12 protein-coding genes are annotated in these 13831 nt (G+C 66.1%); 10 read left to right on the forward strand and 2 right to left on the reverse strand.

The features are described from left to right. The first annotated feature begins 107 nt into the window (after positions 1 to 107). From ATO11_RS17645 to ATO11_RS17655, 3 genes are read left to right on the forward strand one after another with little or no spacing between them, the layout of a single operon-like run. Positions 108 to 1199, forward strand: coding sequence for a Gfo/Idh/MocA family protein (locus ATO11_RS17645; protein ID WP_050532236.1), 1092 nt, complete (start codon positions 108 to 110; stop codon positions 1197 to 1199). Between the two features lie 12 nt (positions 1200 to 1211). Next, positions 1212 to 2105, forward strand: a complete 894-nt coding sequence (locus ATO11_RS17650) for a TIM barrel protein (RefSeq protein ID WP_050532237.1) — start codon at positions 1212 to 1214, stop codon at positions 2103 to 2105. A gap of 58 nt (positions 2106 to 2163) precedes the next feature. Continuing rightward, a complete protein-coding gene (locus tag ATO11_RS17655) occupies positions 2164 to 3321 on the forward strand; it encodes a Gfo/Idh/MocA family protein (RefSeq protein WP_050532238.1) in 1158 nt (385 codons plus the stop codon). A gap of 170 nt (positions 3322 to 3491) precedes the next feature. On the opposite strand, the gene ATO11_RS17660 is transcribed toward ATO11_RS17655, so the two are convergent. Continuing rightward, positions 3492 to 4493, reverse strand: a complete 1002-nt coding sequence (locus ATO11_RS17660; RefSeq protein WP_050532239.1) for a LacI family DNA-binding transcriptional regulator — start codon at positions 4491 to 4493, stop codon at positions 3492 to 3494. A gap of 261 nt (positions 4494 to 4754) precedes the next feature. On the opposite strand from ATO11_RS17660, the gene ATO11_RS17665 reads away from it, so the two are divergent. From ATO11_RS17665 to ATO11_RS17695, 7 genes are all read left to right on the forward strand, one after another. Further along, on the forward strand, positions 4755 to 5657 hold the full coding sequence (locus ATO11_RS17665) for an NAD(P)-dependent oxidoreductase (protein WP_050532240.1): 903 nt from the start codon (positions 4755 to 4757) through the stop codon (positions 5655 to 5657). Positions 5658 to 5708: 51 nt separating this feature from the next. Continuing rightward, positions 5709 to 6572 (forward strand): sugar phosphate isomerase/epimerase family protein, encoded by an 864-nt coding sequence (locus ATO11_RS17670; RefSeq protein WP_050532241.1) that lies wholly within the window; start codon positions 5709 to 5711, stop codon positions 6570 to 6572. An 88-nt stretch (positions 6573 to 6660) separates the two neighbouring features. Further along, complete coding sequence (locus tag ATO11_RS17675; RefSeq protein WP_050532242.1) at positions 6661 to 8229, forward strand: ABC transporter substrate-binding protein; 1569 nt, start codon at positions 6661 to 6663, stop codon at positions 8227 to 8229. 211 nt (positions 8230 to 8440) lie between these two features. Next, a complete protein-coding gene (locus tag ATO11_RS17680) occupies positions 8441 to 9403 on the forward strand; it encodes an ABC transporter permease (protein ID WP_050532307.1) in 963 nt (320 codons plus the stop codon). 5 nt (positions 9404 to 9408) lie between these two features. Next, complete coding sequence (locus ATO11_RS17685) at positions 9409 to 10353, forward strand: ABC transporter permease (protein ID WP_423212718.1); 945 nt, start codon at positions 9409 to 9411, stop codon at positions 10351 to 10353. 264 nt (positions 10354 to 10617) lie between these two features. Then, positions 10618 to 12327, forward strand: coding sequence for an ABC transporter ATP-binding protein (locus tag ATO11_RS17690; protein ID WP_110553763.1), 1710 nt, complete (start codon positions 10618 to 10620; stop codon positions 12325 to 12327). Beyond that, a complete protein-coding gene (locus tag ATO11_RS17695) occupies positions 12317 to 12949 on the forward strand; it encodes a DUF2461 domain-containing protein (protein WP_050532245.1) in 633 nt (210 codons plus the stop codon). The genes ATO11_RS17690 and ATO11_RS17695 overlap by 11 nt, the downstream gene beginning before the upstream one ends. 59 nt (positions 12950 to 13008) lie before the next feature. Here ATO11_RS17695 and ATO11_RS17700 read toward each other — a convergent pair whose 3' ends face one another. Continuing rightward, positions 13009 to 13779 carry a transporter substrate-binding domain-containing protein gene (locus tag ATO11_RS17700; RefSeq protein ID WP_050532246.1) on the reverse strand — a complete coding sequence of 257 codons (771 nt, stop codon included), beginning with the start codon at positions 13777 to 13779 and terminating at the stop codon, positions 13009 to 13011. Positions 13780 to 13831: the final 52 nt, after the last annotated feature.

Below are 13831 nucleotides of genomic sequence, written 5' to 3' on the forward strand. Positions count from 1 at the left end.
TCCTCCCGTTCGAAATTGCGCGCTTGCGCTTTCGTCCGGGCCAGATTAGTCAAATTGCAACCGGTTGCAATACTGGAATCGCGCGGACCGGTCTTGGGAGGATTGCCATGGCAACGATCGGGATCGGGGTCATCGGGGGCGGCTACATGGGCAAGGCGCATTCCGCCGCCTTCGCCGCTGTCGGGACCGTGTTTGAAACCACGCTGAAGCCGCGGCTGGCGGCGATTTGCGGTGCGTCCGAGGCCTCGGGTGCGCGGTATGCGCAGGCCTATGGGTTCGACCGGGCGGGAGCCAACTGGCAAGACGTGGTCGAGGACCCGAAGGTGGGCGCGGTGGTCATCGCCTCGCCACAGGACACGCATCTGGAGATCGCGCAGGCCGCCTTCACGCTTGGCAAGCCGGTTATGTGCGAAAAGCCCATGGGGCTGGACGTGGCCGAGGCAGAGGCGATGTGCGCCGCCGCCGACGCAGCGGGCGTGCCGCACATGGTCGCCTACAACTACATCCGCACGCCCGCCGCGCAGTTCGTGCGCAAGTTGTTGGCCGACGGCGCGCTGGGGCAGATCACCTCTTTCCGGGTGGAGCATACCGAGGATTTCTTTGCCGATGCGACGGTGTCGTCATGGCGGGCACATGGGGCGGCGAACGGTTGCCTCGGCGATCTGGCACCGCATCCGATCAATGCCGCGTTGGCGCTTATGGGCCCGGTGGCGGAGGTGAACGCGGTGATTGAAACCGTGCATCCGACGCGCGGGGGCGAGTCGGTCACCAATGACGACCAGGTCACCATGATGATGCGGTTCGACAGCGGCGTGCTGGGGCACCTGTTTGCCAGCCGCGTCGCGACGGGGCGCAAGATGGGGTACGTCTACGAGATTTTCGGGACCAGGGGCGCGGTGCGGTTCGATCAGGAAGACCAGAATTCCGTGCACCTGTATCTGGCCGAGGGGCCGGAGGCGCAGCGCGGCTTCACACGGGTCTTGACCGGCCCCGAACACCCCGACTACCTGCCCTTCTGCCAGGGGCCGGGCCACGGCACCGGGTACCAGGACCAGATCATCATCGAGGCCAAGGATTTCCTGACCGCGATCGACACCGGCCAGCCTGTCTGGCCCACCTTCCATGACGGGCTTGCGGTGCATCGCGTGATGGCCGCCGCCCGCGCCTCTGACGCCAGCCGCGGCTGGCAGGCCGTTTAAGGAGCGCCGCCCATGACCATCCAGATCGGCAACGCCCCCTGTTCCTGGGGTGTGGAATTTGCAGATGACCCGCGCAACCCGCCGTGGCGGCAGGTGCTGAAGGAAAACGCCGAGGCCGGGTATTCCGGGATCGAGCTGGGCCCCGTTGGCTTCATGCCCGAGGACCCCGCCGTGCTGGCCGAGGCGCTGGAGGAGTTCGACCAGACCCTGATCGGCGGCGTCGTCTTCCGCCCCTTCCACGACCCGGCTGCATGGGACGACGTGATGGACGGGTCGGTGCGCACCTGCAAGGCGCTGGTCGCGCACGGCGCGCAGCACCTCGTTCTGATCGATTCGATCTCTCCCCGCCGCGCACCCACGGCGGGTCGCTGGGACGCGGCGGAAAAGATGGATGACGCCGAATGGCAGGCCTACAAGGGCCGCATCGCCGACATCGCCCGCATGGGGGCCGAGGAATACGGCCTGACCGTGGGCATCCACGCCCACGCCGCGGGCTTCATGGATTTCGAGCCGGAACTGGAGCGCCTGCTGGACGAGGTCGACGACAAGATCCTCAAGATCTGTTTCGACACCGGGCACCATTCCTATGCAGGATACGACCCGGTCGCCTTCATGAAACGGCATATCGACCGCATTTCCTACATGCATTTCAAGGATATCGACCCGAAGGTGAAGGCCGAGGTCGTGGCGAATTCGACCGATTTCTACACGGCCTGCGGGCAGGGCATCTTTTGCAACTTGGGCGACGGCGACGTGGATTTCCCCGCGGTGCGGCAGGTGCTGCTGGATGCGGGGTTCGAGGGGTGGTGCACGGTGGAACAGGATTGCGATCCCACCCTGCCCGACACCGATCCGCTGGGCGATGCCAAGATCAACGCCAGCTACCTGAAAAGCATCGGTTTCTAGGCCACAAGCGAGGCCGCCCATCAGGGCGGATGAGCAGTTCCCGTGAAGGACAACGCAGATGACCAAACTGAACTGGGGCATGATCGGCGGCGGTGAAGGCAGCCAGATCGGGCCGGCGCACCGTCTGGGCGCACAGGCCGACGGACATTTCACCTTCGCCGCCGGCGCGCTCGACATCGACGCGGACAAGGGCCGCGCCTATGCGCAGTCGCTGGGCGTCGCCGCCGACCGCGCCTATGGCAACTGGCAGGAGATGCTGGACGGCGAGAAGGGCCGCGAGGACCGGATCGACCTCGTCACCGTCGCCACGCCCAACTCGACCCATTACGAGATCACCAAGGCCTTCCTTGAGGCCGGGTTCAACGTCCTGTGCGAAAAGCCGATGACCATGACGGTCGAGGAAGGCGAGGACATCGTCCGCACGGCAGAGGCCACGGGCAGGATCTGCGCGGTGAACTACTGCTATTCCGCCTACCCCATGGTGCGCCACATGCGGCACATGGTGGCGAGCGGAGAGCTGGGCGCGATCCGCTGCGTGGTCGCCAACTTCTCCCACGGCCACCACGCCGATGCGGGAGATGCCGACAATCCGCGCGTGCGCTGGCGGTACGATCCGGCGATGGCGGGCGTGTCAGGCCAGATGGCCGATTGCGGCATCCACGCGCTGAACCTTGCCACCTTCATCACCGGCGACGAGGTCACGACCCTCAGCGCCGATTTCGCCTCGACCATCCCGTCGCGGGTGCTCGAAGACGACGCGATGGTGAATTTCCGCCTGTCGAAGGGCACGATCGGGCGGCTCTGGACCTCGACCATCGCGATCGGGCGGATGCACGGGCTCGACATCCAGGTGTTCGGCGAGAAAGGCGGCGTGCGCTGGCATTCGGAACAACCCGGACAGGTGTGGTACACGCGCCTGAACGGCCGGACCGAGATCATCGAGAAGGGTGAAGGCGGGATTTCCGAGATGGCCGCGCATGTGAGCCGGGTGCCGATTGCCCATCCAGAAGGCTTTCCGCTGGCGGTCGCCAACATCTATGTCGATCTTGCCGCCGCGATCCGCGCACGACGCGACGGCACGCCGCTTGATCCCGCTGCCGACCACTTTCCGAAGGCCGAGGCCGGGTTGCGGTCGATGGCGTCGGTCTATGCGACGGTGGCGTCTGCCAAGGCCGATGGCGCGTGGGTGGACGCGCGGCCACCGATGTATCGCTGAGCCGCGCATCGTCGGGCCGCGGTGCGGCGATCAACCGTCTTTCTAGGAACCTTTATGGTTGCCAAGTCCGGGCAACATTCATGCGGCGCGTTGACGGCGGCAAAATCGCCGTGCCGGGGGGCGGCCCGGCGATGCGCGGCGGCCTGCGGCCTTGATTCCGCGCTGGACGCTCACCCCAAGGGCTTCAGCGTCCCCCGCTCCACCAGTTCGCAGGGGAAGGTCACCGCGCGCGGGACCCGCGCGGGATCCTCGATCGTGGCGACCATAGTCTCGATCGACCGCTCGATCATCGCGTCCAGCGGCTGGCGGATGGTGGCGAGACCGATGCCTTCCCACCGCGCCATTTCCATGTCGTTGAGCGCGATCAGCGACACGTCGCCCGGCACGTCCAGCCTCGCCTCGCGCACGGCACTCAGCGCGCCGATGGCCAGCACGTCGTCGCCGCAGAAATACCCCTGCGCCGGAGGCCCGTGCGACAGAAGCCGCTGCATCTCCGCCCGGCCCGCATCGAAGGAATAGGCGGCGGCATAGCTGGTGGTGACCGCCACGCCCGGCGCACCCGCCAGTTCGGTCACGAAGCCCGACCCCCGGTCCTGGGTCGAGGTCGCCTCCACCGGCCCGCCAAGGAACGCAACCCGCGTCATGCCGCGCGCAAGGAAAGCCCGCGCGGCGATCCGCCCGCATTCGACGTTGTCGATCCCCACCACGTCCACCGGCGGCTGGTCGGACGCCCGCCCGAAGGAATGCACCACCGGCAGGCCCGCATCGCGGAACGCCTTGGCAAAGGACGGCGGCAGGGTCGAGGACGCCACGATCACGCCATCCACCGAGTATTGCCGCAGCATCCGGACGGACGCCTCGGGATCGGTCTCGTCACTGAGATTGACCAGCAAGGGCCGCAGGCCGCGCTCCTGCAAGCCGCGCGTGAACAAGTCGAAGACTTCGAGGAAGATCGGGTTGTGGAAGTTGTTCGACACCAGCCCGATCAGTTGCGTCCGCCCCGTCGTCAGCGCCGAGGCCAGCGCCGACGGCGCGTAACCCAGCGCCCGCGCGGCCTCTTCCACCCGCCGGCGCGTGGCGTCCGACACCGATGCACCGGCGGTGAAGGTGCGCGATACCGCCGACCGGGACACGCCCGCGCGTGCCGCAACATCCTTGAGCGTGACAGCCATCGCTTCTCTCCCTGCCCGCGATGTTGCCGCATCCCGCAGCACCGTGCAACCGGTTGCAACACCGCCGTGGCCGCACCCCGCCAAACGCCCCGCAAAGAAACTTGGTGACAGGACCCGCCCGCTTGCGCTTATCTTGGGACCGGGCGGGGGGTGTCTTCTGGACCCGCCTGTGGCCAGCCTTGGCCGCCGAAACCCCTTCGTATCGCAACCAAACGCGTCCGGGCCGCATCCGTCGGCCCCGGATCACAAGGGAGACGCATCATGCGCACGGGCATCATCGGCATCGGTGACATGGGATCGGGACTGGCGAAGAACCTGATCGCGAACGGTTTTGAAACAAGCGGCTGGGACCTGCTGGATCACCGCATGTCGGCCTTTGCCGACCTCGGCGGCGTATGCAAGGACAACGCGGCAGAGGTCGGCGCGGCCTCGGACGCGGTTTTCGTCATGGTCATGAACGGCGATCAGGCCAAGGAGGTCATCCTCGACGGCCTCGCCACGACCATGGCCAAAGGCAGCGCCATCATCCTGTCGGCCACCGTCAAACCCCGCGAGGCGCGCGAAATCGGCGCAGCCCTCGAAGGCTCGGGCCTGCACCTGATCGACACGCCTGTGTCGGGCGGGTTTCCCGGCGCGCAGGGCGGCACGCTGACGATGATGGCCGCGGCCCCAGATGCCGTGCTCGACCGGTTCGCGCCGGTGATGGAGGCGGTCAGCGCCAATATCCACCGCGTGGGCACCCGCCCCGGCGATGGCCAGACGGTCAAGGCCTGCCTGCAATCGCTGATCGGCGCGCAATTCTCCGCCACGTTCGAAGCCGCCGCGCTGGCGGCCAAGGCGGGCGTTCCGGGAGAGGTCATCCTCAAGGTCTTCTCCACCTCCTCTGCGGGCTGCGGCGTGGTCAACAACGCGCTGGAAAAGATCATCGACCGGCAGTTCGAAGGCACCGGCAGCCACATCAACACGATGCACAAGGACCTCACGATCTCGATGGGGCTGGGCGAGGAACTGGGCGTGCCGCTGCACACGGCGGCGGCGGCGATGCAGATCTTCCACGCCGGGCGCACGCGCTACCCGGACGGCGACAACTGGACCTGCACCCGCGTGATCGAGGAGATCGTGGGCGCCGAACTGCACCGCCACGCCGCGAAGAAAACGCGCTGACGCGAGGCGGCCCATCAGGGCCGATGAGCCTGCATGCAAAGGAGACACCCCATGAAACTCGGCGTCATCTGCGACGGCATCAGCCGCGATCTCGCCCACGCGCTCGACGTGATGGAGGAATTCGACCTCGAATATGCCGAACTGCAATTCGTCGGCGATACCGAGGTCGGCGACCATACCGCGCAGGAAATCAGGGACATCGACACGCTGTTGCGCGACCGTGGCCACCCGGTGTCCTGCCTGTCACGCCACGTCTTCGCCGGAACGACCAGCGCCAACCGCCCCGGCGACGCGCTCCACACGCAACACATGGACGCGCTCAAACGGGTGATCGACATGGCGCACGTGGTCGGCTCCCCCCTCATCCGCATCATGACCCAGAAAAAGGAGCAGATCCTCTGGGGCAAGGGCGGAGCGGAAAAGTGGAACGTCGCCCACGGCGCGTGGGACACGATGGCCCCGATGATCGCCCCCGCCGTCGAACTGGCCCGCGCCGAGGGCGTCACGCTGGTGGTGGAAACCGGCAACGGCACAATGGTCAATTCCAACTATACCGCGGCCAAACTGATCGACGAACTGGACGCCAAGGACGCACTCAAGGTCCTCTGGGACCCGGCCAACAATTGCTGGTGCCACGAACGCGCATGGCCCGACGGGTATGACGAGGTGAAAGACGGCTATCTGGGCCATGTCCACATCAAGGACGTGCTCGTCGATACGCCCCGCGCCACGCTCGAAGTGCGCCGCATGGGTGAGGGCCAACTGGCCGACCAGTTCCAGCCCATCGCCGATGCCCTGCGCGCCGATGGCTATGACGGCGTGATCAGCTTCGAATCCGTCTACCACCCCGGCAACGGCAATTTCGAGGATGGCTTCCGCCTCTGTATCGAGCGGTTCAAGGCGATCTTCGGCTGAAAGCAGACCGCAAACGCCCCGCGATTTGATGTGACCCGCCCACGCGGTATGATCATGGCTTGATCCCATTTATTCCCGAGGTTTTGCCATGCAACGATTTCTGACCGCCTCTGCCATGTCGCTGACACTGGCGAGCGCCGCCGGCGCCGCGCCGTTTTCCTGGGCCGGCACCACCGACCCGCAAACGATGGACCCGCACGCGGTGAACTCCGCCCCGGTGCTGGGATTTCTCAACAACGTCTACGAAGGCCTCGTGCGCCGCGGCAAGGACATGGCCATCGAACCCGCGCTCGCCACGTCATGGGAGCCCATTCAGTCCGACGGCGGCGGTTGGCGCTTCACCCTGCGCCGCGGTGTGACCTTCCACGGGGGCGAGGATTTCACCGCCGAAGACGTGGTCTTCTCCTACGAACGCGCCGCCTCGCCCGAGGCCGACACCGCCAGCTGGTTCGCCGGCGTCACCGACGTGATCGCGGTCAACGACTACACCGTCGACATCCTGACCGCCGCGCCCAACCCGATCTTTCCCGACTCGATCGCCAACTGGATGATCATGGATGCGGGCTGGGCCGCCGCCAACGGCGCGGAACGCCCCGCCAAGGATGCCGAGAACTTCGCCACCCTCAACGCCAACGGCACCGCCGCATTCCAGCTGAGTGAACGCCAGCCCGGCCTCAAAACCGTCCTCACCCCCTTCGACGGCTGGTGGGGAGAGGCCGAACACAACATCACCACCGCCACCTTCACGCCGATCCAGAACCCCGCCACCGCCGTGGCGGCGCTCTTGTCGGGTGACGTGGACATGATCAACCCGGTCCCCATCCAGGACGCCGCCCGCCTCGACGGCCGCGACGGCGTAGAGGTCATCCGCGGGATCGAGGCGCGCGTGATCATGCTCGGCATGGCGCAGGGCGCGGACCTCCTGAAATACGGCGCCAACGAAGGCGACGCCAACCCCTTCACCAACGTCAAGGTCCGGCAGGCCGTGGCCCACGCCGTGAACGTCCCCGCGATCCTGCAGACGATCATGCGCGGATCGGCTGAACCCGCCAGCCAGCTCGTCAGCCCGGCCATGCGCGGCTACGTGCCAGCCCTCTCGGCACGTCCCGAATACGACCCGGCCAAGGCCCGCGACCTCCTGCGCTCGGCAGGCTACCCAGACGGCTTCGGCTTCGGCCTGAAATGCCCCAACGACCGCTACCTCAACGACGAAGCCGTCTGCCAGGCGGTCGTGTCGATGCTGGCGCAAGTAGGCCTCGACGCCGAACTCGACGCCATGCCCGTGCGCAACTACTGGCCAGAACTGCGCGAGGACAATTTCGACATGTACCTCCTCGGCTGGTCGCCGGGTACATTCGACCACGAACACCCGATCCGTTTCCTCCTCGCCACCCCGAACCCGGAAAAGAAACTCGGCTCCTGGAACTTCGGCGACTATTCCAACGCCCGGATCGACACCCTCCTGCCCCTGATCCAGTCCGAGGTCGACGACAGCAAGCGCCAGGCCCTGATGACCGAGGCGGTCGGCATCTACCAATCCGAACAGGCCTACGTCCCCCTCTACGTCCAACCGCTCGTCTGGGGCGCGCGCGACAACATCACCCTCACCCAACGCCCCGACAATTTCTTCATCCTGCGCTGGGTCACCGTGAAATGACACCAACATTGGGGGGCACACCCGCCCCCCTTCTTCTCTTTGAAAATATGTCGGGGTCCGGGGCAGCGCCCCGGTCCTGCCCTCCCCACCCGCGCCGCGACTGAACACTTCCGCGCCAGCCAAAGCGAGGCGCGCACGCAAGGGCGCGACGAGCGGCGCTTCCCCGGCGGCAATGCTTGACCTCGCCTCGCCCGCGCCCCACGATCCCCGGATGATCAGCTTCATCCTCCGCCGCGTGTTCCAGTCGATCCTGGTCCTGCTGATCGTGGGGCTGGTGGCGTTTTCGATGTTCACCTTCGTGGGCGACCCGATCGACAACATGCTGGGACAGGAGCGCACCGATGCCGATATCGCGCGGCTCCGCGCGCAGCTTGGCCTCGACCAGCCCTTCCCGGTGCAATACTTCCGCTTCCTCGAAAACGCGGTGCAGGGCAATTTCGGCATCTCCTACCGACAAGGCCGACCCGTCGCCGACATCCTGCTGGAACGCGCCCCCGCCACGCTGGAACTGGCGTTTGTCTCTGGCTTTCTCGCCATCTTCTTCGGCATCGTCCTTGGCGTCTTCACCGCGCTCCGTCGTGGCACGGTTGCCGCCAACGCGGTCATGACAATCTCGCTCATCGGCGTTTCGCTGCCCACCTTCCTGATCGGCATCCTGCTGATCTACGTCTTCTCGGTCGAGCTTGACCTCCTGCCCTCCTTCGGGCGCGGTGACACCGTGAACCTCGGCTGGTGGTCCACCGGCTTCCTGACATGGAGCGGCCTGAAGGCGCTGATCCTGCCCTCTATCACGCTCGGCCTCTACCAGATGACGCTGATCATGCGCCTCGTCCGGACCGAGATGCTCGAGGTCCTCCGCCAGGACTACATCCGCTTCGCCCGCGCCCGTGGCCTCCGCGACCGCGCCATCCATTTCCGCCACGCGCTCAAGAACACGCTGGTCCCCGTCATCACCGTCACCGGCCTGCAGCTGGGTTCGATCATCGCCTTCGCGATCATCACCGAAACCGTGTTCCAGTGGCCGGGCGTGGGGCTTCTCTTCATCAACGCGATCCAGTTCGTCGATATCCCCGTCATGGCCGCCTACCTGATGCTGATCTCGGTCATGTTCGTGGCGATCAACCTGATCGTCGACCTGCTCTATTTCGCCATCGACCCGAGGCTTCGCACATGACCGAGATGCCCGTCGACCGCCCTGACGTGATCCCGCCCTCGCGCCTGCGCCGCGCGTGGGACAGCGATTTCGCGTGGTCCTTCCGCCACTCGCCCGTGGCGATGGTGTCGGCCTTCTTCACCGCGCTGCTGGTCCTGTCGGCGGTCTTTGCCCCGCTTCTGGCCACGACCAACCCCTACGACCCCGCCTCGCTCAACCTGATGAACGGTTTCACCGCCCCCGGCACACCCAACGCGTTCACGGGTGAAAGCTTCCTGATGGGGACCGACGACCAGGGCCGCGACGTGTTCTCGACCATCCTCTACGGCATGCGCATCTCGCTTTTCGTGGGCTTTGCCGCGGTGCTCCTTGCCATGCTGATCGGCGTGACGCTGGGCCTTGTCGCGGGCTATCGCGGCGGCTGGGTGGAGACGCTGATCATGCGCACCGCCGACGTGCAGCTGACCTTCCCCGCGATCCTCGTCGCCATGCTCATCTTCGGCATCGCCAAGGGCGTGACACCGGTGGAATACCGCGACCAGATGGCGATCTGGGTGCTGATCCTCGCCATCGGCCTCAGCGACTGGGTGCAGTTCGCCCGCGTGGTGCGGGGTGCCACGCTGGTGGAGCGCAAGAAGGAATACGTGCAGGCCGCGCAACTGATCGGGCGGTCGGGTTTCGCCATCACCTTCCGCCATATCCTGCCCAACGTGCTGTCGCCGGTTCTGGTGATCGCCACGATCTCGCTGGCGCTGGCGATCATTGCCGAGGCGACGCTGTCCTTCCTCGGCGTCGGCGCGCCGCCCACCCAACCGTCCCTCGGCACGCTGATCCGCATCGGGCAGGGCTTCCTGTTCTCGGGCGAGTGGTGGATCCTGTTCTTCCCCGCCGTGACGCTTCTGGTGCTGGCCCTGTCGGTGAACCTGTTGGGCGACTGGCTGCGCGATGCGCTGAACCCGAGGATGCGGTGATGGTCAAAGGCGCAGACGGGCCATGCCCGACCTCGGGTGGGCATCGATCCATCAGGTCGGCGTGGTCACGTCAAAGCATCCACGACGCGGCGGCTGCGCGTGACGCCAACAAATGCCCTCCCGGGGGGAGGGGTGAGGCGGCTACCCGGAAATGCTCCAGTGGAGCGTTTCGCCGCCGAACGGGCGGAGCCCCGGGCGGGCATGGCCCGTCTGCGCCGGGCCGGGCGGTTGGCCAGTGGAGCGCATCAAATGGAGAGGTTCGACATGCCTGACACCCTCCTCACCATCGACGACCTCACCGTCGCCTTCCCGACCCGCCGGGGCCTCTTCGAAGCCGTCAAGCACGCCGCGCTGACCGTCGAACCGGGCGAAATCCACGGGCTCGTGGGTGAAAGCGGCGCGGGCAAGTCCACCATCGGCGCGGCCATCATGGGCCTTCTGGAAGGCAACGGGCACATCGCCGGCGGCACCGTGTCGTTCAGGGGCGAACAGATCTCGGGCCGGGACAGCGCGGCGATGCGCAGGCTGCGGGGCAAGACGATCTCGATGATCTTCCAGGATCCCCTGACGTCCCTCAACCCGCTCTTCACCGTCGGCGAGCAACTGACGGAAACCATCCAGGAACACCTCGGCCTCAGCGAACGCGAGGCAGCCCAGCGGGCTGAAGAGCTTCTGACCCGCGTCGGCATCCCCGACCCCAAAACCCGGCTCGACCAGTATCCGCACCAGTTCTCGGGCGGGATGCGGCAGCGGGTGGTGATCGCGCTGGCGCTCTGTTCGGAACCCGACGTGATCATTGCCGACGAACCCACCACGGCGCTCGACGTGGCGATCCAGAAACAGATCCTCGAACTGATCCGCGACCTGACCACCGAACGGCAGGTGGGCGTGATCCTCATCACCCACGACATGGGCGTGATTGCCGAGACGACCGACCGGGTGACCGTCATGTACATGGGCGAGGTGGTGGAAAGCGGGCCGACCGCGCAGGTGCTGGGCCACCCCGAACATGCCTATACCAAGAGCCTGATCGCCGCCGTCCCCCGCCCCGAGGTCAAGGTGAGGCGCTTCCCGCAGATCAGCTATGGCGGGCGGGAGACGACGTTCAACATCGCCGATCTCGCGCGCAACTGGCCCACGATCAAACCCAAGGACGGCCCGCTGATCGAGGCGCGAAACCTCACCAAACGCTTCCTCGAAAAGGGATCGCTCATCCCGTCGATGCGCCGGTATTTCACCGCCGTGGACGACGTGTCCTTCGACATCCAGCCCGGCGAGGTGTTCGGGCTGGTGGGCGAAAGCGGGTCGGGCAAGTCGACCATAGCCCGGATGATCGCGGGGCTGTACGATCTGGACGAAGGCGAGGTGCTGTATGAAGGCACGCGGGTGTCGGGCGCGGATGCGCAGACCGTGCTCGACTACCGCCGCGACATCCAGATGATCTTCCAGGATCCGTACTCCTCCCTGAACCCGCGCCACCGGGTCGATCACATCGTCGCAGAACCCGCGCTGCACCTCGGCATGATCCCGAAGGCCGAGGTCGGCGCGCGGGTGGCCGAACTGCTCGACAAGGTGGGGCTGGGGGCCGAGGCGGGGATGAAATACCCGCACGAATTTTCCGGCGGTCAGCGGCAGCGCATCTCCATCGCGCGGGCGCTGGCGACGCAGCCAAGGTTCCTGATCTGTGACGAGCCGACCTCGGCGCTGGATGTGTCGATCCAGGCGCAGATCCTCAACATCCTCAAGGACTTGCAGGAACATCTGGGCCTGACGATGCTGTTCATCAGCCACGACCTGCCCGTCGTGCGCCAGATGTGCGACCGGGTGGGCGTGCTGAAGGATGGCAAGCTGATCGAACTGGCCGAGACCGAGACGCTCTTTGCCGATCCGCAGACCGAGTATACCCGCGAACTTCTGCGCCTGATGCCCAAGACGGACCTGTTGTCGAAAGACGGTCTGGCCGATGCCGTTTGACGCGTTCTCCCCCGATCTTCTGACCTTCCTGCGCGAACTTGGCGCGCGGAACGACCGCGACTGGTTCGCGGCGCGGAAACCGGCCTACGAGGCGCATTACAAGCAGGCGGGCGAGGCGTTTGCCGACGCGATGGCGGTCGAGCTGGGCCGGATTTCTGCGCCGCCGGTCACATCGAAGCAAATGCGCATCTTCCGCGATGTGCGCTTTTCCAAGGACAAGACGCCCTACAACACGTGGCTGCGCATCCTGTTCACCCCGGCCCGTGGCGCGCCGTGGTTTTTCGGCCTCGACGCGGATGGCGTGACGCTGGGCACGGGCGTCTTCGAGTTGAAGAAAGAGCCGTTGCAGACGTTGCGCGACCGGATGGCCGGGCCTGATGGCGAGGCGCTGGAAGTGCTTTTGACAGAGGCGCAAGCGGACGGGCTGCGCGTATCGGAGCCGGAATTGAAACGGGTGCCCGCGGGGTTTGCCGCCGATCACCCCCGCGCTGAGATGCTGCGCCGCAAGAGCCTGACGGTCTGGACGGATCATCCACCCGAATTTGCCACCGCGCCTGATCTGGTGTCACGCGCGATGGCCGAGTATCGCCGCCTTGTCCCGATCCGCGACTGGCTGGGCTAGCCACGGTTCGGGACGGTGCGGCGCGAAAATTTTCCTGCTAAAATTTTCGCGCGTCCGGCTCAGAGGCCGTACTTGGCCTTGGTCGCCTCGAAGAAGCCCTTGGCCTGTTTCACCTTGATCCAGTTGTTGACGTAGTTGATCCACACCTGGTCGGCCTGTGGCAGCAGCATCGCGATGGGCGTCGGCGCGCGCGGCTCGGCGCCCTTGACGGCCACAACACCGAATTTCTCGACCAGCGTCGACCCTTCGATGTTCGACGTGATGAACACGTCCGCCCGGCCCGCCAGCACTTCCTGGAAGCCGCGCGCTGGCGCTTCGACGACCTTGATCGTGGCGTCGGGGAACCATGCGCGCACCAGCGCCTCGAACGAGGTGCCAAGCGTCGTCGCCACGGTCACGTCCGGCTTGTTGATGCTGTCGTAGCCATCGAACCGGTCGGCCTTGTCGGCGGTGGTGAACGGCAGCATCTCGACCGCGATGTAGCTTTCGGAGAAGCCCGCGACCTTCATCCGCGCGGGCGAGATCGAGGCCGAGCCGGTCATGTGGTACTGGCCTGCCACAACGCCGTTCACCAGCGTCTTCCAGTCGGTCGGCACGAATTCCACCTCGACGCCAAGGTCGGCCGCCAGTTCGGTCATCACGTCGATGTCGAAGCCCTTGTAGCTGTTGGTGGCCGGGTCGCGCAGGGTCATGGGGTTCCAGTCGCCGGTGGTGCCGACCTTCAGGACCCCGGTATCGAGGATCTCGTTCAAGGCCGATTGCGCAAGGCCGGCAGTCGCCAGGCCAATGCTCAGCACGCCCACCGCGGCGGCGGTGATCCAGTGTTTCATCGTGTCATCTCCCAAATGTACTGGTGTCTTGTCGGTCTGACAGACCGGAAAC

It is taken from the genome of Pseudaestuariivita atlantica (assembly GCF_001205715.1).
GTDB lineage: Bacteria > Pseudomonadota > Alphaproteobacteria > Rhodobacterales > Rhodobacteraceae > Pseudaestuariivita > Pseudaestuariivita atlantica.

Bases quoted from the DNA above. Each gene is read 5' to 3' on its own strand.
- ATO11_RS17645 (WP_050532236.1), top strand. From the start codon at position 108: ATGGCAACGATCGGGATCGGGGTCATCGGGGGCGGCTACATGGGCAAG.
- ATO11_RS17650 (WP_050532237.1), top strand. From the start codon at position 1,212: ATGACCATCCAGATCGGCAACGCCCCCTGTTCCTGGGGTGTGGAATTT.
- ATO11_RS17655 (WP_050532238.1), top strand. From the start codon at position 2,164: ATGACCAAACTGAACTGGGGCATGATCGGCGGCGGTGAAGGCAGCCAG.
- ATO11_RS17660 (WP_050532239.1), bottom strand. From the start codon at position 4,493: ATGGCTGTCACGCTCAAGGATGTTGCGGCACGCGCGGGCGTGTCCCGG.
- ATO11_RS17665 (WP_050532240.1), top strand. From the start codon at position 4,755: ATGCGCACGGGCATCATCGGCATCGGTGACATGGGATCGGGACTGGCG.
- ATO11_RS17670 (WP_050532241.1), top strand. From the start codon at position 5,709: ATGAAACTCGGCGTCATCTGCGACGGCATCAGCCGCGATCTCGCCCAC.
- ATO11_RS17675 (WP_050532242.1), top strand. From the start codon at position 6,661: ATGCAACGATTTCTGACCGCCTCTGCCATGTCGCTGACACTGGCGAGC.
- ATO11_RS17680 (WP_050532307.1), top strand. From the start codon at position 8,441: ATGATCAGCTTCATCCTCCGCCGCGTGTTCCAGTCGATCCTGGTCCTG.
- ATO11_RS17685 (WP_423212718.1), top strand. From the start codon at position 9,409: ATGCCCGTCGACCGCCCTGACGTGATCCCGCCCTCGCGCCTGCGCCGC.
- ATO11_RS17690 (WP_110553763.1), top strand. From the start codon at position 10,618: ATGCCTGACACCCTCCTCACCATCGACGACCTCACCGTCGCCTTCCCG.
- ATO11_RS17695 (WP_050532245.1), top strand. From the start codon at position 12,317: ATGCCGTTTGACGCGTTCTCCCCCGATCTTCTGACCTTCCTGCGCGAA.
- ATO11_RS17700 (WP_050532246.1), bottom strand. From the start codon at position 13,779: ATGAAACACTGGATCACCGCCGCCGCGGTGGGCGTGCTGAGCATTGGC.